Source organism: Methyloterricola oryzae, assembly GCF_000934725.1.
Lineage (GTDB): Bacteria > Pseudomonadota > Gammaproteobacteria > Methylococcales > Methylococcaceae > Methyloterricola > Methyloterricola oryzae.
On record NZ_JYNS01000002.1, the window covers coordinates 104,894 to 129,520 of the forward strand.

A 24,627-nucleotide genomic window follows, 5' to 3' on the forward strand; every position below is an offset into this window, starting at 1 on the left:
TTATTGCCTGCGGGAAACTAGCTCAAGATATTGAAAAATAAATATTAAGATCGCTGGCTTGGCGGGTTCTTTCGGACTCACGGACTGGCCCAGAGACATTTTCTGGCGAGCAAATTTCGACAACGCCCTTTCGTGGTGCACGCTTCTAAAGCAAAATGGAAAGAAAAAAGTCGAGCGCACCAAAATGACAAGACTATCCCGTTCGTCCTTTTGCGGCATCGCCGTGTTGGCATCGCTGTTCGTCTCATCCGCGCGTGCCGATCAACTTAACTCGGCGGATACGGCCTGGATCCTGACTTCCACTGGCTTGGTCCTATTCATGACGGTGCCGGGGTTGGCCCTGTTCTATGGCGGTCTGGTCCGCAGCAAGAACGTGCTGTCGATCCTGATGCAGTGCTTCGTCATCACCTCATTGGTGTCGGTGCTCTGGCTGGCCGCCGCGTACAGCCTGGCCTTGAGCGACGGCGGCGACTGGCAGCAGTACATGGGAGGCGGGTCGCGCCTGTTCCTGCTTGGCCTGAATGCCGACTCGCTCAAGGACAACCTGCCCGAGACCGTGTTCTGCATGTACCACCTGACCTTCGCCATCTTCGCGCCGGCGCTGATCGTCGGCGGTGTGGCGGAACGCATGAAGTTCTCCGCCCTGATCGGGTTCGTGGCGCTCTGGCTCATGCTGGTCTATGTGCCGGTATGCCACTGGGTATGGGGCGGAGGCTGGCTGGCCCAGGCCGGCGTGATGGATTTTGCCGGCGGTCTCGTGGTGCATAGCGCCGGTGGTGTCGCAGCCCTGGTCGGCGCCATGCTGCTGGGGCCGCGCAAGGGGTTTCCGCGCACCCCCATGCCACCCCATAACCGCACCATGACCGCCATCGGCGGCGGCATTCTGTGGGTGGGATGGCATGGCTTCAGCGCGGGGAGTGCCTTGATGGCCAACGGCGCGGCGGGCGTGGCGATGCTGACCACCCATATGAGCGCCGCTGCGGGGGCACTTACCTGGATGTTCATCGAGTGGCACCGGTTCGGGAAGCCCAGCAGCCTGGGCGTCATCACCGGCATGGTGGCGGGTCTGGGCATGATCGCGCCCGCCGCGGGCTTCGTAGGGCCCTTGGGAGGCCTGGCGATTGGCGTGGCTGCCGGGGCGGTGTGCTTTTTCACCATGCACTGGATCAAGTACCGGCTGCAGATCGACGACAGCCTGGATGTGTTCTCCATCCACGGCGTCGGCGGAATCGTGGGTACCTTGCTGACCGGCGTGTTTGCCTTGAAATCGCTGGGCGGTGCCGGCCTGGCGGTCGAAGGGGGCCTTTGGAGTCAATTGGCCGTTCAGGCCCTGGGGGTGGGCGTGGTTCTGGCCTGGAGCGCCGGCATCAGTTACTTGACGCTGAAGCTCCTGGACCGCTGCCTGGGCTTGCGCGTCGGTGCCGCGGAAGAAACCTCCGGACTGGATATCGCCCTGCACAACGAGCAGGGCTACAACTTATGAGGCACGCGCAGTTCGGCCTTGCCGGAATGCTGGCGCTGAGCTTTGCCGCATCGGCGATGACGGAGGAGGAAGCCACACAGCGCATCAAGTCTCAGGCCTGCAAGGGTGGGCAGACTGTCGAGAAGGTCCTGGACGGTTCGATCAAGAGCCACTCCCAGCGCGACCTGGGTTGGCGAACGTTTCCCGGCAATGGGTTCATCGATGTAGAGCGCGCCGTATTGATCAATAAGGGCATGGAAATGCGCTACCGCTGGCGGGTCGAGGCGGGTGGCAGTATCGGCCCGGAGAACGAACGCGCCGAAAGACTTTGCGAAGAGGACTGAGCATCGCCTTTTTCGCGCCCCGCAACTTGACGCTGCCGGCTGGCTGGGCGCTGGCCTCAGCGCGACCGCAAAGGCCGCTCACACGGGATTGGTGCCGGGTTTTCTCATGCGCGTGGCTGGTGATCGCCTCCGCAAGCCATAACTGCAGCTTGTCCCAGGCTGCGGAAAGCCAGGGAACCGAGGCCGGTGGCGCCGTGGAAGCTGCCACCGGCCTATCCCTGTCGAGCCTGCTGTCAGCATCCGCCATCGGGGTCAATGTCGGCGGCTGGTTGTCAGCAGGCGTTACCTACAACAATCACAATCCGGCGAATCATTCCAACCAGCCGGTGACTTTCAACGACCGGGCCCTGGAGCCGCAACTCGACCAGTTCTATCTGTATGTCGAGCGGGTTGCTAACAAGGAGTCGCGGCACTGGGACCTGGGTTTCCGTGCCGACTTCATGTTCGGCACCGATGCCCGCTTTACTCAGGCGGCGGGTGATTGGGACATGAACCTGGTGACCGACGGGACGCTGCGATTTTACAAGCCCGCGTTTCCTCAAGCTTACCTTGAACTGGTCACGCCATTTGTCAGGGGCGCCACCCTGAAGCTGGGTCACTTCTACACCATCCTCGGGCAGGAAGTGGTTCCCGCGACAGGCAACTTCTTTTATTCCCATGCCTATGCCATGCAATACGGCGAACCCTTCACTCACACCGGTTTGCTGGCTTCCTACCCGGCTACCGGCAACTGGACCGTGAATTTCGGGGCTGTTCTGGGGCCACACGGCAAGGACGACAATTTCAGCGAACACCTGGGTAACTGGAATTTTCTGGGCGGCGTCACCTGGCTCAGCGATGACGGCGGTACTTCCCTGGCCGCTGCAGTGACCTCGGGTCCTACGGATGATCCCGGCTCGCCCGTGCGCACCATCGGCAGTCTGGTGTTAAACCGCGACATCAGCGAAAAGCTGCACTACACGGCGCAATACGATCATGGCATGCAGGAACAGGCTGGCAACGCTGCCGACGCCACTTGGTATGGCATCAACCAGTACCTGACCTATGCGCTGGATCCCGAATTGTCGTTGGGGTTGCGTTGCGAATGGTTCCGGGACCAGGCCGGGTTTCGGGTCATGGGCGTTCCCGCCAGTTATTACGAGACCAGTGCCGGCATGAACTGGAAACCCTTTGCCTGGTTGCTATTGCGGGCAGAAACCCGCTACGACTGGGTGGACGGTGATCAGCAGGTTTTCGACTTGCAAACGCGCGGAAGCCAGTTGACGGTGGGCGCGAACGCCGTGGTTACCTTCTAAGCTTGCCCGCCTTGGGCGGGGGCCTGCAGTGCGGTGCGTTCACCGCGCATTGGCTTCAATGATCTGCGCAATCCGAGGTTCCAGTTCATCCAGTTCATGATCGAATACGTCGCTGCGGTACGCGGGATATCCAGTCTCGGCGAGGGAGCGCAGGGGATGGGTATCGCCTCCCGACAGATTGATGCGGGTTACCGTCGAAAGACCGGGCTGCAGGGGGTACTCCGCCAGTTCCCTCGGATCCAGGCGGATACGGACTGGCAGCCGCTCGGCGATGTGAATAAAGTTGCCGGTGGCATTGTCGGTGGGTAAGAGGGCGAACTGGCTGCCGGTACCCGGACTCAGTCCTTCCACCTGGCCGTGGTAGAGCCGATCCGGATAGGCGTCGACGCGGATCTCCGCGCTCTGGCCAGGGCGTACGCCGGCAATCTCGGTTTCCAGCAAATTGGCCTCCACCCAGACCTGATCCAACGGCACGATTGCCAGCAGGGGCGTGCCCGGCGTCACATGGTCGCCCACCGCAATCTTGCGCCGGGCCACATACCCCGTCGCGGGCGCCAGAATATTGCGGCGCCGGTAATCGAGATAGGCACGCCGCAGGCGCTGGGCCGCGCCGAGCACGGCGGGATGGTCGGCCACGGCGTCGCTTCGCAGTTGGGCCTCCAGTTCCGACTGCTCGGCACGGGCTTCCGCCAGGGCGGCCGCCAGTTCGCGCTGCCTGTCCTCGGCGTTCTGCAGCTGTTGTTCCGACACGGCGCCGTCTGGGGCGGCCTTGCGGAGTCTGGCCAGGTCATGATGGAGCGTCTCAGCGGCGGCCGTGCGGGCGGCGACCCGTTGCCTGAGGGTGGCGCGCCGGGCTTGCAGCGCCGCAATCTGGCGTACCGCAGCAGCAAGCTCGTCCTCGGCCTGGCGCCAGGCTATTTCCGCCCTCCGGCCATCCAGTCGAACCAGCAATTGGCCTTGTTCGACCCGCTGGGTGTTCTCCGCCAGAATCTCCACCACAGCGCCTTCGCTGATGGCTTCCAGCTTGATGAGGTGGCCGGCGATGAAGGCATCGTCGGTGCTGGCCCAGCGCCGATCCTCCTGCCACTCGAAGACTAGCGCGGCCGCGGCGGCGAGCACCAGGGCCAGGATCCAGGCCCATTGCCGTCGCCGGTGCCGCTGTATGACTTGGCGGTGGCTCAGCTTGGTCGGCGTGTGGTCACTCATCCGCGGCTGCCCGTCTCCTGGCGAAGTTGATAGCCGCCCCCCAGGGCCCGGCAAAGAGCGACCGCCGCCTTCCCTTGCTCTCCCTTCAGGCTTGCCAGACGCCAGTTCTGCAGGGTCAGTTCGATGCGCGCGCGCAGCGGGCCGGACGCATCGGAGAGACCAGCCGTGGAAAGGCTCTCGGCCAGGCGCATGACCCGTTCAGCGTCGCCGGCCCGGTGCACTTGTTCCGTCAGGCGCAGGTCCAATTCACGCCAGCGCGTCAACGCGTCGGCCACGTCCTGGATGGCTCTCAGCAAGGTGGCGTTGTACCGCTCCACCGCCACATCGTAGGCGGCCTCACGGTCGGCCAGGCGCGCTCTCAGTCTCCCACCTTCGAAGATTGGGAAGGTGACCGAGGGGCCCACGGCATAGGCGAGGCTGGAACCTTGCAGCAAAACGTCGCTCAGACTGACGCTGTGCAGGCCGGCAAAGGCGATCAGGTTGACGTCGGGATAAAATGCGGTCTGCGCCACCTTGACCGATTCCGACACGGATTCCGCTTCCAGGCGCGCGGCGGCGAGATCCGGCCTGTGTTCCAGGAAGCGCAGGGGCAAATCCCTGGGAAAGGCGGGTGGATCGATGTGTGCCAGCTCACCGGCTGCTATCCAGCGCCCCCAATCGGCCCCTTTTCCCGTAAGGGTCGCCAGACGGTGGCGGGCCAGTTGCACGCTTGCCTGGGCGGTCGCGAGGGTTTGCCGGGCCTCTTGGACCGCGCTCTCGGCCACCAGGGTCGGGGCATCGGCGCTCAAGCCCGCCACGCGGCGTGTCAGTTCCAGTCGGAGCAGGCGATCCAGATCGGCCACCAGTTGCTCGGCGATACGCCGATGGCTGTCGGCCACCAGCAGATCGAAGTAGGTGCCGGCGACAGCGGCCGTCAGCAGCAGTCTGGCATCGGCCCATTCCGCGGCCACCGCGAAGGAATGATCGACGGCTGCCTGCAGCGAAGCACGGTCGCTTCCCCAGAAGTCCAGGTGATAGCGCAGCACGAAGGGATCGACCAGGGACAGGCGGAAGTCCTCCCCGGCGAACTTGGCCTGCACGCTGTTGGCAGAAAAGCGCTGCGCACTGAAGCTGATGTGAGCGTCTACGGTGGGATACAGGTCGGCGGCTTCCGCGTCCACCAGAGCCTGGGACTGGCGCAGACGCGCGGCGGCGGTCTTCAGGTCCGGATTGCCGGCCAGGGCCGTCTCCATGAGTCGGTTCAGTTCAGGCTGACCGAAGGACATCCACCAATTCTCCCTGGGCCAGGCGGAGCGGCCGGAATAGTGGGACAGCCCGTCCTGCAGGCTGCGCCTCGACTCGGGCATACCGGACATGACCGCAGGCGGCGAGCTGGTGCCAAATTGGGCGCAGGCCGCCAGCAAGGCGCCGCCCGACAAGGGCAGGATCAATGACTGCAGCCAGCGTCTCATGCGCTCTCCTCGGCGATGATGGCCTCGGTTTCGCGGCGGATATCCGATGCATCGCTGGACTTTGCCGGCAATCGGGTCGGCTTGGCCAGCCATACCAGCGCAGCCAGCGCCAGGAAGCCGCAGCCGGCCATCCAGAAGGCGTCGTTTATGGCGTGTATGACGGAATATCGGCTGGCCAGTCTGGCAAACTGCGCGGCAGCCTGCGTTTCGTCCAGACCCAGGGATTGGAAGAGGTTCAAGGCGACTTCGGTTGGCGCCTCGAAAACCGTGTGCTGTTCGGCGTAGCGGGTCAGGTGCATGGGCTGGCGCCGGTAGAGGACGATGCCCGCGACGGTGATGCCCACCGCGCCCGCCGCAATCCGCAGCAGGTTCGCCAGTTCCAGGGCGTGAGCGTGGCGCGTGATTGGCAGGCCGTGCAGCATGAGGGTGGTCAGGGGGACGAAGAACCCGCCCAGGCAGGCACCTTCCAGGAGTTTCGGCCAGAACAGGTGGGCAAAGGCGTCTGCCTGGCTGTAGCGGCTCAGATGGAAATAGCAGATGCCGAAGCCCAGCAGGCTCAGGCTTGCCAGAAAGCGCGGATCGGCTCGCTTGACGATCTCGTGCATGACGGAGGCCACGGGCTTGGCCAATATCGCCATGGGCAGGAACACGAGCCCGGCGAGCCATGAGGAATAACCCAGCTGGAATTGGATTTGCACGATCAACAGGGAGAGCAGGCCTTGAAACATCAAGAATCCCAAGGTCATCACGCTGGTTGCGATGGCGAAATTGCGGTCGGCAAACAGGCGCAGGTCGATGAGCGGGTGTCGCGCATGCCATGCCTGCAGGACCCACAGCAACAACGAGCCGGCAGTGACCAGGGACAGTGCCGTCACCGTGCCGGACTGCAGCCAGGCGCGGTCGTTTCCGAGATTGAGCACGGTCTGCAGTCCAAACAGGAACGTGGTGCACAGGGCGAAGCCGACCGTATCGAATCGAACCCGCCGGACCCGCAGCGTGTCGCGTCCGTACAGAAGGATGAGGAGTGTGGTGGCGATGAAAAGGGCGACCGGGATATTCAGCCAGAACAGCCAGCGCCAGCCCAGAGTATCGGCGATCCAGCCGCCGACAGGCGGACCGAGGCTGAAGGGGGTCAGGGTAACGATGCTCCAGACGCCGATGCCGACGGACTTGCGCTGCGACGGATACTCTCCGAGCAGCAAGGCCTGGCCGCCGGGTAGGGTCAGACCTCCAAAGAGCCCGAGGAGGATACGGCCGGCGAGGTATAACGGGAGGTCGCGGGCCAGGGCGCAGAGCAGCGCAGCCAATGCAAAGCCGGCATAGGCCGGGGCGACGGTGCGGAATGGACCGATGCGCCTCGCCAGCCATCCGCCCAGGGGAAAGCCCACGGCCAGGGCGGTCATGTAATCGGTCTGGGTCCAGGTGGAGTAGCTGGGCGGGATACCCAGCCCCCCCGCCACCCGGGGTAGCATGGCGATGTAGGCGCCGGCATTGAAGATCACCAGCGCATGGCCCAGTCCGAGGGCCAGGTTGAACAGGACGAAGCGCCATCCCTCAAGGCGCGCGCAGGCGTCCTGACTCACCGGGCCAGCACCTGGCCGCCTGGCCTCGCAGGGTTGTCGCTGGCCGCGACAATTATGGGTCTTGCGTTATATGGGATGCTCATCTGTCCAAGGGCGCGGCGCGGAACGCTCGAGAACGCGGCCTCGGCTGGGATGGGGCAAGCCCTGGGGGAGTGCGTCCGCCGCGTGAACAGGGACTATAGGAATCCCTCTTCAATTAGACAAACGAAATTTATTGGTAGTTAATATTGATTATTTCGATATAAAGCGATGGATCTGGATCAAATCAAGACGTTCCTGAGTGTGGCGGCCTACGGCAGCTTTCTGGAAGCGGCCGGCCGGCTGCATGTCACCCAGTCCACGGTCAGCACGCGGATACAGCGTCTGGAACTCGAGCTGAATGTCGCGCTGTTCGTGCGCAACCGGGCCGGCGCCAGCCTCACCCAGCAGGGCCGGCGTTTTCTGCCCCATGCCAAAACCCTGCTGTTGACCATGGAGCAGGCCCGACACGATATCGGCCTGCCCAGCCGGTTTTGCGCCAGCCTCAGCATCGGCGCGCGCTTCGGTTTATGGGAGGCGGTGTTGCCCGGCTGGGTCGGCCTGGTCCGCGCGGCGGTGAAGGATCTGTCGATCCGCAGCGAGATCGGATTCGAGGACGACCTGATGCGCAGCCTGATCCAGGGCGCCCTGGACATCGGAATGATGTACACGCCGCGGCACAGCCCCGGACTTGTGATCGAGCACCTGTTCGATGAGACCCTGATTCTGCTGACCACCGATCCGGCCCGGCCCTGGCCCGACCCGGACTATGTCTACGTCGACTGGGGCCCCGGCTTCTATGCGCAGCACAGCAACAGCTACCCGGAGTTGGAGCCCGCCGCGCAGCGCGCCAACATCGGTTGGCTCGCGGCGCAGCTGGTCCTGAAAAATGGCGGGGCCTGCTTCCTCCCCATGGCTATCGCGGCACCCCTGATCGCTGCGGGCAGGCTGTTTCCGGTGCCGGACAGCCCGCGCTTCACCTTGCCGGCCTACATGGTCTCGGCCCGGGGCAGAGATCACCCGGTGCTCGCCCAGGTGCTGGACTGCCTCCGGGAACTGGCGAGCCAGGAGCGCGGGCGGCGGCAGTCAGAATGACAGGCAGGCTTCGACGAAGGCATAGTCACCCTGCCGGTCTGAATACTGGGCGGCTATGACTTCCTGACCGAAGGCGTGCGCGTAATGCACATTGAAGCTCAGGTAATCCGTGGGTTTGAGATTGACGGACAGGTGGGCTAGATAGGCCAGTTCATCGAAGCCGCCGGTGGGCGTGCCGGCGTAGCCAAAGAACGTGTCGTTGGTGGCGCCCGAGCCGGCGTAGAGGAGGTCCCGGCTCTCGTTGAGCTTCAACCAGTGGAAGTCCATGCGCAAGTTGACCATGGGGTGCGGCTTGAGCAGGGCCTGCAGGAAGACATCCTGGTTGTTCATCATGTTGTAGAAGGGAAATTGCGCATACAGAAAGACCGTGGGCAACATCTGGAAAAAGGTGCCGTGGTCGCCGTCGCCGGGGTTGTTATCGCCGGAGCCGCTGTTGATGCCGGCACGCAGCCAGGGACTGCCCCACACCTCCGGCAGCTGATAACCCAGTTCCACGCCGTAGGCCCAGGCGCCGTGGTTGAGGCCTTGCCAGTCGCCCACCTGGCCGAAGCCATAGAACATGCCATCGACCACGCCAGGCCCCAGGGGAAGGGTGTGGGCTGCCGAGAGCGCAAGGGTGTGCACCTCGATGGGCTCGGCTTTGGTGCTGGTGCGAACGGCCTCGGGTCGATTGTCCGCGGCCACCAGATTGCGGTCGTCGGAGTAGTAGTAATAGGACAGGCGCGCCAGGGTGTTGCCGAACAGTGCCGAATCGCGCAGGTTGGCGGTGGCCCCCGCCACCGTGATCTGGCTGATCTCGCTCATGCCGTTGATGTCGAAGCCGCCGGCGGTCGGCATGAAGGCGAAGCCCGAGACTTCGAAGTCGTCTGACACATAGCCCAGGCTGCCGCCGTCGAAGCTGCGCCCGGTGTGCGTATAGTCCCAGGGGCCGATCAGGCGCTGCGCCCAGCGGTAATCCTGTATCCATTTCAAGGTCTTGTTTCGCGCCGCTCCCTGGGCTGCATCGGAATAAAGCTGGCGTCCACCGCTGAGGAAGAAGTCGTTCATTTTCAGCTTTGCCCAGCCCTGGCGAAGGGTGGCCCCATTGGCTGTGGTGTGGTGGGTATTGGCGTAATAGACCGCGCCCAGGCCCACGCCGTTGTCGGGCAGGCCGGCCAGCACCGTGTCCTGGAACTGGACGAAGGCCTCGACCGGCTCGCTGCTGAAACGCAGGCCGAGTTGGAACTTGTTGGCCATGAAGGCATAGCTGGATTCCTTTGGGAGCACACTACCCTGAACGACCGGATCGCCGAACCAGTCGGTCATCTCGCCGCGGACACGCTCGTAGACTTCCAGGCGCAGCTTGGAGTTGAAGGGGCCCGCGGTTTCCAGACGCACGGGACTGGCGCCCGGCGACTGCTTGGCTGGTTCGGATGCGAAGGCTCCGGAGGCGCAGGCCAGGGATGCGGCCCAAGCCAGGTGCCGGGGGGGTGTGCCCCGGCGTCCTCCAGGCAGCGCGCGCCAGGTTGAAGCACGGGCGGCGAGGCCTTGGCATGGATTGGAAGGTCCCGGGATGCGGCGCAGCCGCAGGGCTCGCCGCAGGCGATGCGAAAACTTCATGGTGTTTCCTCAGGTTAGGGTCAAAATACCGGACGTCCGCCGCTCCCGGGTTCGCGGCATCGGTCCGAAGTTCAATCAGGTCAATAGATCCTCCAGCGATACCAGCATGCGTGCCACCTCGCCCAAGCGGGCATTGCGGCTCATGGCCGTCTTTCGCAGGAACTGGTAGGCCTCGTTTTCGCTCATGCCCTTTTTCTGCATGAGCAGGCCTTTGGCCTTGTCGATGACTTTGCGGTCGGCCAACTGGTTTTTCGTGTCGTCCAGCTCCCGTTTCAGGGCCTGGAACTCGCGGAAGCGGGCCACCGCCACCTCCACGATGGGCATGATGCGCTCGCGGCTGAGGCCGTCCACCACGTAGGCGCTGACACCGGCCTGCACCGCCTGGCGGATGTAGTCGGGGTCGCGCTGGTCGGAAAACAGGATGATGGGCTTGGGCTGGTCGCGGCCGATCTCGCGCATCTGCTCCAGGGTGTCGCGCCCCGGCGCCTCCATGTCGATGACGATCACATCGGGTTGGTGCTTCGACACCTCGGCGGCCAGGTGGCTGTCGTCGCGGATCTGGGCGATCACCGTGTGTCCGGCCTGCGCCAGCGCCTCGGCGAGCAGGGCGCCGCGCGCCGGGTCCTTGTCCACCAACATCACGCGCAGGCTCATGCCTGAACCTCCGGGACGGCGAGGTCGGCCAGGATGCGCTTAAGCTCCGGCACACAGGAGCCGCAATTGGTGCCCGCGCGCAGCGCCTGTCCGATCTGCTCCGGGCTCCGCAGCCCCTGGCTGGCGATGGCGCGGGTCAGGGTATTGAGGCCCACGCCGAAGCAAGCGCAGATGGTGCGGCCGGGATCGTCGCTGCTGTTGGCGGGGCGTCCGGACAGAAGGCTCATGCGCGAGGCCGGCGTCAAAGCGGACTGCGCGATCAGGCCCGTCAGCCAGTCGCGAGGCGGCAGGTCCTCGCTGCGGCTCACGAACAGGCAGGCCTCCAGCCGCCCCTGGCGCAACAGGGCGCAGCGATAGCGGCCCGCGGAGCGGTCCATGTAGTCGATCCACTCGCCATCCGGCTCGTCCAGCAGATCCTGGGCCCAGGCCTGCCAATTCGCGGGGGCATCCTGCCCGGCCAGTTCGTAGTGCCAATAGCCATCGCCGCGGATGGTGGCGCAATAATCACAAGCGGGGATCACCTTGGGCCTGCGTGTGATCAGGAAGGCATGCCAGGTCAGGTCGCAGGCTGCCAGGCGCACCGGGGTGTGCTTGGATTCGGGCTCCCCGGACAGGGGATCGGTGACCGGATTGACCAGGGCGTTGACCAGTCCCTGGCGGGCGAACTGCTCGGACCAGTGCATGGGCATGAACACGGAGCCGGGGCGCTGGTCGTCGCTGATTCGCGCCCTTGCGAGGGCCTCGCCCCAGGGGCTGCTCAGGCGCACCAGCATGCCGGAACGCAGGCCTTGCCGCGCCGCGTCCTCGGGATGCAATTCCGCGTAGGGCTCGCTGATATGCTGATTCAGGCGCGGGCTGCGCGCCGTCCGGGTCATGGTGTGCCACTGGTCACGAATCCGCCCGCTGTTCAGGACCAGGGGATAGGCATCATCTATCCCATTGGCCGGTGGCCTGGGGTCCAGGGGCAGCATGCGCGCCTTGCCCCGGGGAAGCGGCGTGGATGCCAACAGGCGCGGCGTCCCCTCGGTGCATGCCGCGTGCACCGGCCATTGCACCGGCTCCAGGGCCTCGTACCGGGAGACGTCCAACGGGGCGAGGCCGGAGATATCGAACAGGCGCGTTCCGCCGTTCCGCCATCCGGACAGGCTGGCGTGCTCGGCGAAGATCTCGCCCGGATGGGTGTAGGTGAAGGCCTCGGCAAAGCCCATGCGGCGGGCCACTTCCGTCATGGCCCACCAGTCGGCGCGCGCTTCCCCTGGGGGCGCAAGGAAGGCCCGCTGACGCGAGATACGCCGCTCGGAATTGGTGACGGTGCCGTCTTTCTCGCCCCAGGCGAGGGCCGGCAGGCGCACGTGGGCAAAGGACTTCAGGTCCGTCCCATCCTCGCAGTCCGATACCACCACGAAGGGACAGGTGGCCAGCGCCCGGCGGACCGCCCGGGCATCCGGCAGGCTGACCACCGGGTTGGTCGCCATGATCCACAGCGCCTTGATCTTTCCCGTCGCGACGGCCTGGAACAGTTCAACGGCCTTCAGGCCAGGTTTTGCGGCCAGGACGGGCGCCTGCCAGAAGGCCTGCACCGCCTGCCGGTGCTGCGGGTCTTCGAGATCCATGTGGGCCGCCAGCTGGTTGGCCAGTCCGCCCACCTCACGTCCGCCCATGGCGTTGGGCTGGCCGGTGAGTGACAAAGGTCCCGCGCCGGGCTTGCCGATACGGCCGGTGGCCAGGTGCACGTTAATGACGGCGTTGACCTTGTCGGTGCCGCTGGATGACTGGTTGACGCCTTGGGACCAGGCCGTGACGGTCTTGTCCGTCTCCGCGAACCAGCGGTAGAAGGTGGCCAGGTCCGCTTCCGCCAGCCCGCAGGCAGCGGCCACCGCCGGCAACGAGGGGGAAGACTGGCGGGCCATGGCCAGGGCCTCGCCGAAACCTTCCACCTGCGCGTCCAGGAAGGCCAGGTCCAGCCGGTCATGGCGCCGCAGATAGTCCAGCAGGCCATTGAACAGGGTGACGTCGGTGCCGGGCCTCAGGCTCAAATGCAGGTCCGCCAGATCGGAGGTGGCGGTGCGCCGGGGGTCGATGTTGACGATCCTGAGCGTGGGACGCTGCTTCTTGGCGTGCACGATCCGCTGGTACAGCACCGGGTGGCACCAGGCCGTATTGGAGCCCACCAGCACGATGAGGTCGGCCAGTTCCAGATCGTCGTAGCAGCCCGGCACGATGTCCTCGCCGAAGGCGCGCTTGTGTCCGGCCACGGACGACGACATGCACAGCCTGGAATTGGTGTCGATGTTGGCGGAGCCGATGAACCCCTTCATCAGCTTGTTGGCGACGTAGTAATCCTCCGTCAGCAACTGCCCCGACACGTAGAAGGCCACCGAGTCCGGACCGCTTTGCTCCACCGCCTCGCGGAAGCGCAGGGCCACTTCCTCCAGGGCCTGGTCCCAGGACGATCGGACGCCCCGGATTTCCGGATGGAGCAGCCGGCCCTCCAGCCCGACGGTGTCGGCCAGGGCCGCCCCCTTGGAACACAGCCGCCCGAAGTTGGCCGGATGCTGGGGATCACCCTTGATCTTGATGGAACCCTCGCCGGTCCGCGTGGCCAGCACGCCACAGCCGACGCCGCAGTAAGGGCAGGTGGTCCGGGTGGTCACGCTGGAGGTCATCGTTGCTGGCATTCGCTCGAACTCGGAACTATGGGGTGCTTCAGGCAGCCACGGAGGCTTGCGATTCAAACGCGCGTGCCAGGTACACCGCGCCGTTTTCGACCTTGACGGCAAAGCGCTGCGCGCAGCCTTTGTCAGGCGCCACCGCCTCGCCGGAGGCCAGATCGATCACCCAGTTGTGCAGCGGGCAGGCAACACGGCGCCCGTGGACGATGCCCTGCGATAAGGGGCCGCCCTTGTGCGGGCAGCGGTCGCGCAACGCGAATACCTCGTCACCGTGGGTGCGGAACAGGGCGATGTCGCCGAAGGCGGTTTCGAGGACGCGGGAACCTTGCCGCGGGATGTCTTCCAAACTGCCGATTGCCAGCCATTCGTTCATGTCGCTCTCGTTGCCGGTCAGGCCGGCTGTTGGTCTCTGGTTATGTGTCGGGCGTGCGTTGGGCGCAGATAACAGCGTTTACAATGTGCCCACTTTCAGCGGCTCGAATTCAAGCCGCTTGGGTTCCTGGGCATGCTGTTCCCAGGGGTCGAACTGGGCCGTCTGCTGCGATGCGAGAAAACGGTTGTACAGCGCCTTGCGGCCTTCCTCGTCCTCAACCACGCGCGATCTGACATAGGACAGCCCCACGCGTTCGATCCAGGGCGCGGTGCGCTCCAGGTAACGGCCCTCCTCGCGGTAGAGCTGCATGAATGCGCCGCAGTATTCTTTCACTTCCGCTTCCGTGCCGGCCTTGCAGAGTAGGTCGGTGCCGCGGATCTTGATGCCGCCGTTGCCGCCCACATGGATCTCATAGCCGGAATCGACACAGATGACGCCAAAGTCCTTGATGGTGGCCTCGGCGCAGTTGCGCGGACAGCCGGACACCGCCATCTTGAACTTGTGCGGAGTCCAGGAGCCCCAGGTCATTTTTTCCAACTGCACCCCCAAGCCTGTGGAATCCTGGGTGCCGAAGCGGCACCACTCCGAACCCACGCAGGTTTTCACCGTGCGCAGGGACTTGCCATAGGCGTGTCCGGAGACCATGCCGGCGGCATTGAGATCGGCCCACACCTTGGGCAGGTCCTCCTTTTTGACGCCCAGCAGGTCGATGCGCTGGCCACCGGTGACCTTGACCGTGGGTATGCTGAATTTGTCGGCCACATCGGCGATGGCGCGCAGTTCCTTGGGCGTGGTCAGGCCGCCCCACATGCGCGGCACCACCGAGTAGGTGCCGTCCTTCTGAATGTTGGCATGGACGCGCTCGTTGATGAAGCGCGATTGCGGGTCATCCTGGTACTGGTCAGGCCAGGCGCACAGCAGGTAGTAGTTGAGGGCCGGGCGGCAGCTTTGGCAGCCGTCCGGGCTCTTCCATTCCAGGGCCCTGAACACATCCTCCATGCTCTTCAGCCGCTGATCACGGATGGCTGCGCGCACGGTATCGTGGGAGTGCTCGGTGCACTTGCACAGGGGTTTCTCCTTGGGCGTCTGGTCGTAGTTGCCCACCGTGGCCGCCAGGATCTGCTCCACCAGGCCGGTGCAGGAACCGCAGGACGCGGAAGCCTTGGTGTGGGAGCGCACTTCGTCCAGGGTGAACAGCTTCTGGCCGACGATGGCATCGACGATGGTTTTCTTGCAGACACCGTTGCAGCCGCAGATTTCCGCATCGTCGGTCATGGACATGACACTGCTCCCTTCGCGCCCGGCATCGGCCATGTGAGCGCGCCCGAACAGCACGGTCTCGCGGAAGTCGCTGATGTCGGTGCCCTCGCGCATGAGCTGGAAGTACCAGGAGCCGTCCACCGTGTCCCCATACAGCACCGCGCCCTTGACGCGGTTGTCCTTCACCACCAGCTTCTTGTAGACACCGCGCGCCGGGTCCTGGAACACCAGGTCGTCGCAGCCCGCTCCGCCCTGGAAGTCCCCGGCGGAGAACAGGTCGATGCCCGTGACCTTGAGCTTGGTCGAGGTGACCGAGCCTTGGTAGCGGCCGATGCCGTATTCCGCCAGGTGGTTGGCGCACACCTTGGCCTGCTCGAACAAGGGCGCCACCAGGCCGAACAGATTGCCGCGGTGCTGCACGCATTCGCCCACCGCATAAATCCGCGGATCGTAGGTCTGCAGGGTGTCGTTGACGATGATGCCGCGCTCGCAGTGGAGCCGGGCGGATTTGGCCAGTTCGATGTTGGGGCGTATTCCCACGGCCATGACCACCAGGTCGGCGGGTATTTCGGTGCCGTTCTTGAAGCGCACGCCGGTGACGCGCTCGGTGCCCAACAGGGCCTCGGTCTGGGCTTCCAGCATGAAGTTGAGGCCGGTCTCTTCCAGAGAGCGTTGCAACAGGGCCGCCGCCGGCTTATCCAGCTGACGCTCCATGAGGGTGTCCAGCACGTGCACCACGGTGACCGACATGCCCTGCTTCAGCAGTCCGTTGGCGGCCTCCAGACCCAGCAGGCCGCCGCCGATGACCACGGCGTGCTTGTGCTGGCGGGATGCCTGCAGCATGCGGTGCACATCCTGGATGTCGCGAAAACCGACCACACCATCCAGGTCTCGTCCGGGCACCGGCAGGATGAAGGGCGTGGAGCCGGTGGCCAGCAGCAGCCGGCTGTACTCGGCGACGGTACCGTCATCGCCATGAACCGTGCGGCGCTTGCGGTCGATGCGGTGCACCGTCTTGCCGGTGTGCAGGGTGATGCCGTGATCCCGGTACCAGGCCTCGTCGTTGATGACGATATCGTTCAAGGTCTTTTCCCCGGCCAGCACCGGCGAGAGCAGGATGCGGTTGTAGTTACCGTGAGGTTCCGCGCCGAAGACGGTGATGTCGTACTTGTCCGGCGCAATCTTCAACAACTCCTCGAGGGTTCGCACGCCGGCCATGCCGTTGCCCACCAAGACCAATTTTTCTTTCATCGTTGGGAACCTCTTGTGACTGTCGGATCGTGAAATTCGGAGTGGGAAGGCGGGGGCGGATTCGCGCCGGCGAGGCGGCCAAAGGCGGCCAGCAAGGCAAGCAGGAGCATCAGCGCGGTGGCCTTCCAGAACAACAGGGGATTGCGTTCATACAGGGGACGCTTGCGCGGCATCACCGGAGCGCCCTGGGCGAGGCCGTTTTCCAGTTCGTAGGCCAGTTCCATGATGTCGTCATAGCGTTCCGCCGGATCGACGGCCAGGGCGCGCGCCAGCACCACGCCCAGCCAGGCGGGAAGATCCGGGCGGTGACGGGCCAGGGGTCTCGGGGCCGCTTTGTAGCGCGGCGTGCTGAAGGGCTCGGTCTCGCCGTAAGGGTAGGCGCCCCGGGCGAACATTCGATACAGGCTCACGCCGGCCGCAAAAATATCGGTGCTCACATTGCCGCGCTCGCCGTGGAATTGCTCCGGCGCCATGTAACTGGCGGTCCCCGGAATCGGCGCATCCACCGCCTCGTCCCAGGCGGGCATGCGCGCGACGCCCAGATCGAGCAGCTTCAGGCCGCCATCCTCCAGGATCATGACGTTGTCGGGCTTGATGTCCCGGTGCACGATGCGCAGCCGGTGCAAGGCATGAATCGCCTTGCACAACAGTACCGCGAGCGCCACGCCTTCGTGCAGGCCGATTGCCCCGGCGGCCCTGATCCGTTGCTCCAGGGTCTTGCCGGGGTAGTAGGGCAGCACCGTGTAAAGCCGCGACTGCCGTCCCTCCGGCATATCCACGATCTCGGCCACCCAGGGGCTTTTCACGCGGGCGCCGATCCAGGCCTCGCGCAGGAAGGCGTCGTGGTACTCGCGGACACTGGCCACCTGGGGGTGGGGAAACTTGAGCACCACCCGACGTTCATTTTGCGGGTCTCTGGCCAGGAGCAAGCTGCTGTAGCGTCCCTGGGAAAGCACCCGCTCCAGTTCGAATCCATCAACGCTCTGGCCGGCCTTGGGCAGATCCAGCACGGGCAGGGCGCGGACGGACTGCTCCAGCAGGGAACGGTCCGGCGGCGGCAGGCTGACCACATCCACCACCAGGGCGGTAATGTTGTCCTGGCTGCCGCGCTTGAAGGCCAGATCGGCCAGTTCGGCGGCGGTGCTCTCCGGCGATTGGCGCTGCAGCAGCAGGCTCTTGATCTCGCTGTCGCGCAAGATCGCATGCAAGCCGTCCGTGCACAGCAGGAAGCGGTCGTGGGCCTCCAGGGCGTGGACGGCACTGTCGCTGCGCAGGCGTTCCTCGATACCCACCGCTCGGTAGAGGACGTGGTCGAGATTTGGATTGTTGAGGGTATGATCCTCGGTCAGCCGCTCCAGGATTTCGCCGCGCAGGCGGTAGATCCGCGAATCGCCCACATGCAGCACATGTGCCTGGCGATGGCAGAGGATCAAGGCGCTGAAGGTGGTCGCCATTCCGGCGAGTTCCGCATCGCGCTTGCCGAGGGCATGAATCCACTGATTGATGGCGTCCAGGCACCTGAAGGCGGCCTGCGCGGCGCCCAGGGATCTTGGATAGTCCCCATAACCGTCCAGGAAGGCGCGCACGCTCGTCTCGGCCGCCACCCGCCCGCCGCGGGCGCCGCTGACGCCATCGGCCACGGCGGCCATGATCTCGCCTACCCCCGAGGTACCCGGCTCCGCCGGCTGGCAGGCGGCAAAGTCCTGGTTGTCCTCGCGCCGGCCCGTCAGGCTGGCGATCCCCACCAGGGCTTGCAGGCGGGGTTCGCTCATCGAGCGGCCTCGTTCGCGGCCGCGCGGGGCGGATGGCCTCGGGTCACCGCGTAGCGGAAAGGGCAGGATGCGGGCTTTCGATCGCATGATGACGCCTTCAGACCTTGGCTCCGGAGAGCGCGCCCCAGGTGGTGCGCCAGCGCCGCTTGACCATGATCAGGCCGAACAGGCCCAGCAGCGGAAGGGCCGCGAACAGGGAAAAGCCCGGCCCGAAGCTGTGCTTCAATTCCCAGGAGATGCCGAGTGACTTGGCGAGGAAGAAGCCGCCCACGCCCCCGGCGGCGCCGACCAGCCCGGTCATGACGCCGATTTCGCCGCGAAAGCGCAACGGCACGAGCTGGAAAACGGCGCCATTGCCCATGCCCAGCGCCATGGCGCCCATAAAGAAGATGGCCGTCGCGGCCCAGGCGATGCCCGGCATGGTGGCGAGGCTCCAGCCGGCCACCTTGGCGTCGGCGACCTGTCCCAGGGCCGGCGCAGGACCTTCCGGCAGGAAGGCGATGCTCGCATAGGCCAGGGCGACCACCACGAACAGAATCTGCAGGGCGCGCACGCCGCCGATGCGGTCCGCCAGATAGCCGCCCAGAGGGCGGAACATGGAACCGGCGAAGACCACGATGGCGACCATCAGGCCGGCCGCGATGCCAGACACGTGGTACCAGTTGCTGAAATACAGGGGCAGGGCGTTACCCAGCCCGACGAAGCCGCCGAAGGTGATGGAGTAGAAGAACATGAACCACCAGCTGTCCACGTCCTTCAACAGCTTGCCGTAATTGCGCAGGCTGACCGGCGCCCGCTTTTCCGGAGCGTCCTTCACCATCGCCGCATAGAACGCGAATACCAGCAGCAAGGGCACCAGCAGGAATCCGAACACCGATTGCCAGCCGAATTTCTCCGCGAGCCAGGGCACGATCATGGAGTCCAGCACCACGCCCATGTTGCCGGCGCCGGCGATGCCCATGACGATGCCTTGATATTTGGGGGGATACCAGCGGCTGGCCTGGGGCAGGGCCACGGAGAAACTGGCCCCGGCCACGCCAAGGACGAATCCGAGCAGTTCCAGTTCCAGTTTGGAATGCAGGCCGAACAGGAACACGTAGCCCATGCCCAGCATGACCCCCAACTGCGCCAGGATGCCGGTGAGCTTGGGCCCGAAGTGGTCGGCCAACATGCCCAGGGGGATGCGCAACAGGGCGCCGCAGAGGATCGGAATGGCGACGACGGTGAACTTTTCTTCAACCGGCATCCCCAGTTCCTGGGTGATGTACAGGGACAGGGGGCCCAGCATGACCCACACCATGAAGGAGACGTCGAAATAGAGAAACGCGGAGAGCAGGGTGGGCCAGTGGCCGGCTTGTTTGAATTCGCGGAAGTTCATGTTCGGTCCTGTTGGTGGGTTGAAGTGCTCAATGCCACGGGTCGAGGTGTTAAGTATCCCGTTCCGCGGGGCTGCCTAGTGTTCGTGACAACCCGGTCTGGAGGTGGGCGGGTTGTCTGGCCTGGCGCCGGAGGGGTCGAAGACCGCGCCGTCCAGAAAACGGTCCGGCCCCAGGTCGAAGCTGTCGTTGTGGGTGGCGAGCAGCCAGCTTTGCTCGTGTATGCCTTCCGGCTTGCCGTTTTCGGGCGGGCAAGGGAGCCCGAGGACGGCCGCGGCACGGCGGTAGATGTCCGGCCGATAGATTTCCGCCGCCAGGGCTGGAACGTCCAAGGGCGGCTGGATCTGCCCCCAGCGCAGCATCTGCGTGATGAGCCATTGGGCGTGCGAGACCCAGGGAAAGTTGGCCGCATAGCGATGGAAGACATGGAAGTCCGGCATTGGCCTGATTTCGGTATCCCGGCGATGGCGGAACTGCCCGCACAAGCCGGCCTGCAAGAGCTGCTCGGGCAGGTTGAGATATTCCGGCCGCGCCAGCAGCGTGGCCGCCTCCGCCCGATGTGCCGGGTCGTCCAGCCAGCGCGCGGCCTGTATGAGGGCGACTACCAGGGCCAGGTGGGTGTCGGGGTAGCGCTCGGCAAAATCCCGGGTCACCCCCAGCACTTTCTCGGGGTGGTTGTTCCAGATGTCGTAGCTGCAGATCAGGACGCTGCCGACGCCTTCCTCCACGGCCACGGAATTCCATGGCTCTCCTACGCAGAATCCATCTATCCATCCTTCCCGTAACTGGGAGACCATCTGTGGCGGCGGGATGACGCAGAGCTCCACGTCGTGGTCGGGGTCTATGCCGGCCGCGGCAAGCCAGTAGCGCAGCAGGTAGTTGTGGCTCGAGCAGGGAAACACCATGGCGAAGCGCATGGGTGGCTTGCCCCTTGCCTTGTCCTGTTCGATCAGGGTCTTCAGGGGGCTGGCGTCCTGGGGGCCGCGCCGGCACAAGGCGGGCTCAATCTCCTTGAGCCGTTGGTACAAGGGCTCTGCGACGGTGATGGCATTTCCGTTCAGGCTCATGGAGAACGCGGTAACCATGGGCATCTGGAAAGCATCTGCGCCCAGACTGGCCGCGATGGGCATTCCCGCCAGCATTTGACCACCGTCCAGGGAGCCGAAGCAGACCTTGTCCCGGATGTTGGCCCAGGAGGGCTCGCGCGTCAGCGTGACCTCGAGGCCGCAGGCGCCAAAGAAGCCCATTTGCTGCGCAACCACGAGCGGTGCGCAGTCGCTCAAAGGAATGAAGCCAAGGTTCAGGTGCGGGTGCTCCGGCGCAGCCCGCCAGGCCAGTGGCTTGGGCACAGTATCTGTTGAGCTGTTCAAGAGTCTGCTCCTGGAGAGTGGGCAAAAAAAAAGACGCCTGCGAGCCGACTGTCAAAAAAACTGACAATGCCTCGCGGACGCCTTTGTCCGTGACAGCTTCGCCGCCGTTGGCGAAACTGCCTTTCAAATTGAATAAAGCAGTAGTTGTGCCAGCCTCAATGGCATTTATGGGTATCTATAAATCAATGGCTTACTTATATCTTGGACGGGATACGCCGATGAATCCGCACCATTGCAGGGCCGGATTGCCCAATATGTGCGCAGCTGGCAGCGTTCGGGAGAAAACGGGAGGTCGTGTCGGAAAATTTTCCAGTGACGGCCCAAGATCAGTGGCCCTGTCGGAAAGCTCATAAAATTCAACAGACTAATGGTTGGCTTTGAAATTGCTTGATAGGAGTTGTGGTTCTTTAACGAAGCCCGAGAGCTCCACCCGGCGACTCTTTCAAGGTGTTCCCACCTCGCTCATCGAGCGTTACGAGTCGCCCAGGCAGTAAACTAGGAGAGCTGAGGCGGTGCGGAAGCCGCCAAAAACCCAATCGAGCGCGAACGTGCAGGGACAGTACGCAGGGACCTCATGAAGGCGGCCAAGTGCCGCCTTCCCAGCGTCCGGCGCGATCCGTGCGCTTCCCATTCCTCAAGATGATGCGTCAGTTCCCTAACTGCGCGGAATTCTTCACCCCTTCAGCGGTAATTTTTCGCATAGACACACCTGCTGGTGCCCTTACGATGACAGTCCTCGGGCTGTTGTGGGCTAGGGGGCAACCAATGAAGGTTTCGGCATGGAATTATTTGAGCAGTTTCGCCAGGTTAGGTTTCAGTGGCGGGTCCTGGGGCTGGGCCGATCCCTGGGCGGGGGGAACTGAGAAGAGGGTCCGGTACGGCCAGTCCCCGCTGGGTGAGCCCGTCAGCCTGGGCAGGGTTTGGGAGGTGGCACTGGCTGCTAGACACAGGGCCGTCCTGTATAAACAGGCGGTGGGTGCTCCATCGCCGGTTGCGGAGCCTCAGGCCTTCTTGGGCTATTGCCGGCATCTAGCCGGCTATCTGCCCGACAGTATTGCCATGGCCTTGACCCTGTTCCGCAGCGATCCCGGTGCACCCGGGACGCTCCTGCTGCGCGGGCTGCCACTGGACACCAATCCGTCAAATCCAGGTCCGAAATCTCTAAAGCCGCTTGCCGAAAGGGTCGTCGCGGAGGCGGTGCTCGGTGCGTTGGCGTGCGTACTGGGTGTTCCGGATGCAGCGGATGGGCGCCAAAACAGCGCAGCGGCGGAGAATTTGATCCTTAACGGTGATATCTATCCGGATACGAGTGGGCCGAAAGGTTTGAGGACCGCGGCTGCGCATCGCGCGATTCCGCCCTCCTTTCTGCTTTACCTGCGCGCCGCTCAGGACCAACGCCGGACCCTGAGCATTGACGTGGCCACTGCGAAGGAAGCCGTGGACACGCTGGCCGAGGAGGAAGCGGTGCTATTGCGTCAGCCGCTTTTTCGCATGGCCGAAAACTGCGGGGCCGATGCGGCGGGCATGCGGCGGATCTGGTCCTGCCCCCATCCCTTGCTCTGGGACGAGGCCGGGAGCCTGCATACGCGCCTCGGCGGCTCCGGCATCATGGCCGTCAGTCCGGAAGCGGAAGCAGCCCTGCGAGCCTACCAGGCTGCCTTGGTCTCAGCGACCCGGCAGGTGAAAATGCTTCCAGGGGACGTGTTGGTGATCAACAATCGCAAGGCCGTCCATGGCCCTATCGCGCCGGTTGGCGGCAGCAGCGAAGTGCCAATTGGCCCAGTGTTGAGGAGGTGGGTGATGGCAGCCCGTGGCGCCCGAGGCGGCTGAGGTCAGATCGGATGGCAATCAGCCGAGGGGGCTGCCGGCCGCGGGCGAAGGCTTGGGGGCTGCGGTCTCACCGTGCCGGCATGTCCCGGCATCCGGTGTCTGCAGGATGAGGGTCCAGCCCTCGGTTGCGGCTTTCAGCGCAGCGCTGCCAAGAGGCGTCGCATTGAAGCCGGTTCGCTTGCGCAGCGTGGCCTGCGCGGCGCTTTCGGTGTTCGCGTTCATTGCAAGCTGTGTCATGAAATCTCCGTGGGCATCCGGTGCGTCCCGCATCTATGCTGGTGGGCGCTCCCTCGTGACTCGGAAATCAAATTCCCGATCAAGCTTAACTATAGGACATGCTTGAATTTTTGCCCGATGCGCCGTCAACCGGCCGCTCAGGGGACACTTAGCTCAGGCCCGGTCCGTGCGCGGCGCCTTCTGCAGCTTGCGCATTTCCACCGGCGCAACGCGAGCCTGCGCCGATACCTTGTCGTATATCTCGCCGAAGGCCTCACGGCAGTGGGGCAGACTTGCCCTCAGGCGATCGTAGGCGGAATGGTCGAACATGCGCCGAAAGCCCTCCCGGTCCAGACAGGTCTTGGCGTACAAGGCCTGGTAGCCGCCGTGATCCAGCACGAACTGCTCCAGCCTGGGCAGGGCGTCGACGCTGTCGAATTCGGGCTTGCGCACCATGCCGTAGGCGCCGACATCCACGAACAGTTCGTCAAGGCTGCCATCCTCGCGGCGGTGGGGATGCACCAGGCCCAGATGCTCCGGGTTGTCCGGTATGGCCATGGGGGACAGCCACAGCGGGTATACCCCGAAATGCCGGTCAAAGTACTCAATGGAAGCCTTGAGATGCCGCATGGGCATCAGCATGTCTTGCAAGACCTGGTATTTCTCGCTCAGCCGCCGGGTTGTCTCGGTTTCCGTGTACTTGAGCAGGCCGATCTTGGGCGGCAGCGCCCAGCCGAGGAGATAGCGGAACAGCGGATGATTGCCGAAGGGGATGATCTCTTCCATCATCCAGAAATAGCTGCGGGTGTGGCGATGAAAGTAATGGCGTAAGGGCAGGTACTCGACACCAACACGGTCTTGCTCCAGATAGTTTCGGACCTGCCGGTAGAACCAGGGCTGGTACCAGCGACCTATGGGATTCACCGGGCCATCCCCATCCGGCGCGGCGGCCAGTCGGCCGCGCATGATGACCGCGCTGTCCCGGCTGTAGACCAGGCCTTCGACGAAATCGTTGCTTTCGGTGTCGCGGCTGGCCTGTTCGAAGGCTGCGACCATGGGCTCCAGGCCCCGTACGGGTTGGTATTCGATACGCACATAGGCTTGCGCGCGGACGAGCTTCAACTCGGCGGCTACCAAAAAGCCCAGGGTGCCGTGGCTCCAGGGCAGCAGGTAGAACAGCTCGGAGTTCTCCTGCGGACTGCAATGCAGCAACTCGCCGTCGGCGGTGACTACGTCCAAGGATAGGCAGATGTGCTGGAACAGGCCGTGCTTGTGGCTGCTGCTTTCCACCCCGAAGCCCATGATCAGGCCGCCTACGGTGAGATCGTCCAGTTCCGGCACCACCGCCAGGGTCCAGCCGCGGCGCAGCAAATACCGTGACAATTCGCCCATGGTCACCAGTGGCTCCACCGCCACGCAGCCGCGTGTTTCGTCCAGGTGCAGGATCTGGTGCAGGTCGACGCGTATATTGCGGTGGGTCAGCTTATAGCGCGGCACCATCTCGCTCATGGTCTGCCAGCCGGAACGGGCGGTGCAGAGCTTCTCCTGCGCGCCCTGGGCTTTCCATTCCCGGATTTGAGCGATCACTGTGGCGACCCGCTCTTCGTGACGTTGCGGCGCATCGCTCAAGACGCGCTCCAGCCGGCGTCTGGCCCAGGTCCAGCCGTTGTAGGCCAGGGACAGGGGAAGCAGGAACAAGGTGGCGAAGATGCCGCGGTAGTGGGTGAGCAGGTGCTCGAACAGGCGCGAGCCAGTCGAAGGTTCAGATCTCAAGGAAGGTCTCCGGATGCGGGATGGTGC

At 64.4% G+C, this 24,627-nt stretch carries 18 protein-coding genes; 5 read left to right on the forward strand and 13 right to left on the reverse strand.

The features are described 5' to 3' along the window. Positions 1-184 precede the first annotated feature (184 nt). From EK23_RS04360 to EK23_RS04370, 3 genes are all read left to right on the forward strand, one after another. The gene (locus EK23_RS04360; RefSeq protein WP_045224099.1) at positions 185-1,483 is read left to right on the forward strand and encodes an ammonium transporter; all 1,299 of its coding nucleotides are present in this window, start codon (positions 185-187) and stop codon (positions 1,481-1,483) included. Then, positions 1,480-1,806, forward strand: coding sequence for a hypothetical protein (locus EK23_RS04365; RefSeq protein WP_052807917.1), 327 nt, complete (start codon positions 1,480-1,482; stop codon positions 1,804-1,806). Before EK23_RS04360 ends, EK23_RS04365 begins: the two co-directional genes overlap by 4 nt. 119 nt (positions 1,807-1,925) lie before the next feature. Continuing rightward, positions 1,926-3,101, forward strand: coding sequence for a porin (locus EK23_RS04370; RefSeq protein ID WP_052807918.1), 1,176 nt, complete (start codon positions 1,926-1,928; stop codon positions 3,099-3,101). Positions 3,102-3,140: 39 nt separating this feature from the next. Here the strand turns inward: EK23_RS04370 and EK23_RS04375 are convergent, their stop codons facing one another. Genes EK23_RS04375 through EK23_RS04385 form a run of 3 tightly spaced genes read right to left on the reverse strand, consistent with a single transcriptional unit; the run spans position 3,141 to position 7,341 of the window. Beyond that, complete coding sequence (locus tag EK23_RS04375) at positions 3,141-4,307, reverse strand: HlyD family secretion protein (RefSeq protein ID WP_045224100.1); 1,167 nt, start codon at positions 4,305-4,307, stop codon at positions 3,141-3,143. Further along, positions 4,304-5,758, reverse strand: a complete 1,455-nt coding sequence (locus tag EK23_RS04380; RefSeq protein WP_045224101.1) for an efflux transporter outer membrane subunit — start codon at positions 5,756-5,758, stop codon at positions 4,304-4,306. Before EK23_RS04380 ends, EK23_RS04375 begins: the two co-directional genes overlap by 4 nt. After that, positions 5,755-7,341 carry a DHA2 family efflux MFS transporter permease subunit gene (locus EK23_RS04385; protein ID WP_045224102.1) on the reverse strand — a complete coding sequence of 529 codons (1,587 nt, stop codon included), beginning with the start codon at positions 7,339-7,341 and terminating at the stop codon, positions 5,755-5,757. Before EK23_RS04385 ends, EK23_RS04380 begins: the two co-directional genes overlap by 4 nt. Positions 7,342-7,590: 249 nt before the next feature. Between EK23_RS04385 and EK23_RS04390 the strand changes: the two genes are divergently transcribed. After that, positions 7,591-8,454: a LysR family transcriptional regulator gene (locus EK23_RS04390; protein ID WP_045224103.1), complete on the forward strand. Its 864-nt coding sequence runs from the start codon at positions 7,591-7,593 to the stop codon at positions 8,452-8,454. On the opposite strand, the gene EK23_RS04395 is transcribed toward EK23_RS04390, so the two are convergent. From EK23_RS04395 to EK23_RS04430, 8 genes are all read right to left on the reverse strand, one after another. Beyond that, positions 8,446-10,053 carry an alginate export family protein gene (locus EK23_RS04395; protein ID WP_052807919.1) on the reverse strand — a complete coding sequence of 536 codons (1,608 nt, stop codon included), beginning with the start codon at positions 10,051-10,053 and terminating at the stop codon, positions 8,446-8,448. The two genes, EK23_RS04390 and EK23_RS04395, sit on opposite strands and share 9 nt — an antisense overlap. 75 nt (positions 10,054-10,128) lie before the next feature. After that, a complete protein-coding gene (locus tag EK23_RS04400; protein WP_045224104.1) occupies positions 10,129-10,707 on the reverse strand; it encodes an ANTAR domain-containing response regulator in 579 nt (192 codons plus the stop codon). Then, positions 10,704-13,385: a nitrate reductase gene (locus EK23_RS04405; RefSeq protein ID WP_235281907.1), complete on the reverse strand. Its 2,682-nt coding sequence runs from the start codon at positions 13,383-13,385 to the stop codon at positions 10,704-10,706. Before EK23_RS04405 ends, EK23_RS04400 begins: the two co-directional genes overlap by 4 nt. 28 nt (positions 13,386-13,413) lie before the next feature. Then, positions 13,414-13,752 (reverse strand): nitrite reductase small subunit NirD, encoded by a 339-nt coding sequence (nirD, locus tag EK23_RS04410; RefSeq protein ID WP_045224106.1) that lies wholly within the window; start codon positions 13,750-13,752, stop codon positions 13,414-13,416. Between the two features lie 78 nt (positions 13,753-13,830). Beyond that, positions 13,831-16,263, reverse strand: a complete 2,433-nt coding sequence (gene nirB / locus EK23_RS04415) for a nitrite reductase large subunit NirB (RefSeq protein WP_045224107.1) — start codon at positions 16,261-16,263, stop codon at positions 13,831-13,833. After that, complete coding sequence (locus EK23_RS04420; protein WP_045224108.1) at positions 16,260-18,035, reverse strand: bifunctional protein-serine/threonine kinase/phosphatase; 1,776 nt, start codon at positions 18,033-18,035, stop codon at positions 16,260-16,262. Before EK23_RS04420 ends, nirB begins: the two co-directional genes overlap by 4 nt. Before the next feature lie 97 nt (positions 18,036-18,132). Continuing rightward, positions 18,133-19,413, reverse strand: coding sequence for an MFS transporter (locus EK23_RS04425; RefSeq protein ID WP_045224109.1), 1,281 nt, complete (start codon positions 19,411-19,413; stop codon positions 18,133-18,135). A gap of 75 nt (positions 19,414-19,488) precedes the next feature. Further along, entirely contained in the window at positions 19,489-20,781 is a 1,293-nt protein-coding gene (locus EK23_RS04430) for a CmpA/NrtA family ABC transporter substrate-binding protein (protein WP_200892088.1), read from the reverse strand. 765 nt (positions 20,782-21,546) lie between these two features. Here EK23_RS04430 and EK23_RS04435 point away from each other — a divergent pair. Beyond that, positions 21,547-22,611 carry a Fe(II)-2OG oxygenase family protein gene (locus EK23_RS04435; protein WP_145998550.1) on the forward strand — a complete coding sequence of 355 codons (1,065 nt, stop codon included), beginning with the start codon at positions 21,547-21,549 and terminating at the stop codon, positions 22,609-22,611. An 18-nt stretch (positions 22,612-22,629) separates the two neighbouring features. Here the strand turns inward: EK23_RS04435 and EK23_RS04440 are convergent, their stop codons facing one another. Both EK23_RS04440 and EK23_RS04445 read right to left on the reverse strand, forming a co-directional pair. After that, positions 22,630-22,848, reverse strand: coding sequence for a hypothetical protein (locus EK23_RS04440; protein WP_145998551.1), 219 nt, complete (start codon positions 22,846-22,848; stop codon positions 22,630-22,632). A 153-nt stretch (positions 22,849-23,001) separates the two neighbouring features. Next, positions 23,002-24,600, reverse strand: coding sequence for an FAD-binding oxidoreductase (locus EK23_RS04445; RefSeq protein ID WP_045224113.1), 1,599 nt, complete (start codon positions 24,598-24,600; stop codon positions 23,002-23,004). Positions 24,601-24,627: the final 27 nt, after the last annotated feature.

Excerpts from the sequence above, each read along its gene's own strand:
- EK23_RS04420 (WP_045224108.1), bottom strand. The coding sequence starts at position 18,035 with ATGAGCGAACCCCGCCTGCAAGCCCTGGTGGGGATCGCCAGCCTGACG.
- EK23_RS04365 (WP_052807917.1), top strand. The coding sequence starts at position 1,480 with ATGAGGCACGCGCAGTTCGGCCTTGCCGGAATGCTGGCGCTGAGCTTT.
- EK23_RS04440 (WP_145998551.1), bottom strand. The coding sequence starts at position 22,848 with ATGACACAGCTTGCAATGAACGCGAACACCGAAAGCGCCGCGCAGGCC.
- EK23_RS04425 (WP_045224109.1), bottom strand. The coding sequence starts at position 19,413 with ATGAACTTCCGCGAATTCAAACAAGCCGGCCACTGGCCCACCCTGCTC.
- nirD (WP_045224106.1), bottom strand. The coding sequence starts at position 13,752 with ATGAACGAATGGCTGGCAATCGGCAGTTTGGAAGACATCCCGCGGCAA.
- EK23_RS04400 (WP_045224104.1), bottom strand. The coding sequence starts at position 10,707 with ATGAGCCTGCGCGTGATGTTGGTGGACAAGGACCCGGCGCGCGGCGCC.
- EK23_RS04395 (WP_052807919.1), bottom strand. The coding sequence starts at position 10,053 with ATGAAGTTTTCGCATCGCCTGCGGCGAGCCCTGCGGCTGCGCCGCATC.
- EK23_RS04380 (WP_045224101.1), bottom strand. The coding sequence starts at position 5,758 with ATGAGACGCTGGCTGCAGTCATTGATCCTGCCCTTGTCGGGCGGCGCC.
- nirB (WP_045224107.1), bottom strand. The coding sequence starts at position 16,263 with ATGAAAGAAAAATTGGTCTTGGTGGGCAACGGCATGGCCGGCGTGCGA.
- EK23_RS04375 (WP_045224100.1), bottom strand. The coding sequence starts at position 4,307 with ATGAGTGACCACACGCCGACCAAGCTGAGCCACCGCCAAGTCATACAG.
- EK23_RS04390 (WP_045224103.1), top strand. The coding sequence starts at position 7,591 with ATGGATCTGGATCAAATCAAGACGTTCCTGAGTGTGGCGGCCTACGGC.
- EK23_RS04405 (WP_235281907.1), bottom strand. The coding sequence starts at position 13,385 with ATGCCAGCAACGATGACCTCCAGCGTGACCACCCGGACCACCTGCCCT.
- EK23_RS04360 (WP_045224099.1), top strand. The coding sequence starts at position 185 with ATGACAAGACTATCCCGTTCGTCCTTTTGCGGCATCGCCGTGTTGGCA.
- EK23_RS04435 (WP_145998550.1), top strand. The coding sequence starts at position 21,547 with ATGAAGGTTTCGGCATGGAATTATTTGAGCAGTTTCGCCAGGTTAGGT.